Origin of the sequence: Pseudomonas sp. E45-MNA-CIBAN-0222, assembly GCF_040310405.1 — a bacterium.
Classification (GTDB): Bacteria; Pseudomonadota; Gammaproteobacteria; order Pseudomonadales; family Pseudomonadaceae; genus Stutzerimonas; species Stutzerimonas stutzeri_AC.
In genome coordinates this window covers 1-231 of record NZ_JBEOPU010000263.1, presented here as the reverse complement: position 1 = coordinate 231, position 231 = coordinate 1, and the positions used below count along the sequence as shown (strand labels likewise).

Sequence of the window (231 nt, the reverse complement as noted above, 5' to 3'; positions counted from 1 at the left end):
GCTCGAGCGAGCGCTGCACGTCGGGCGGGACCGGGTGGCGCATCGCGAACTCGGCCTGCGTGCGCAGGCCCGCGAGCGGCGTCTTCATCTGGTGCGCGGCGTCGGCGATGAAGCGTTTCTGCAGCGCCATGTTCTGTTCGAGGCGTGCGAGCAGGTCGTTGAACGACGTGACGAGCGGTTCGATCTCGGGCGGCGCGCGCTGCGCCTCGACGGGCGACAGGTCGTCGGGCC

1 protein-coding gene is annotated in these 231 nt (G+C 71.4%); it reads right to left on the bottom strand.

Annotated elements, in window-relative coordinates:
• A partial coding sequence (locus tag AAEZ08_RS23550; protein ID WP_500125261.1) for a histidine kinase dimerization/phospho-acceptor domain-containing protein occupies positions 1–231 on the bottom strand: 231 nt, incomplete at both ends.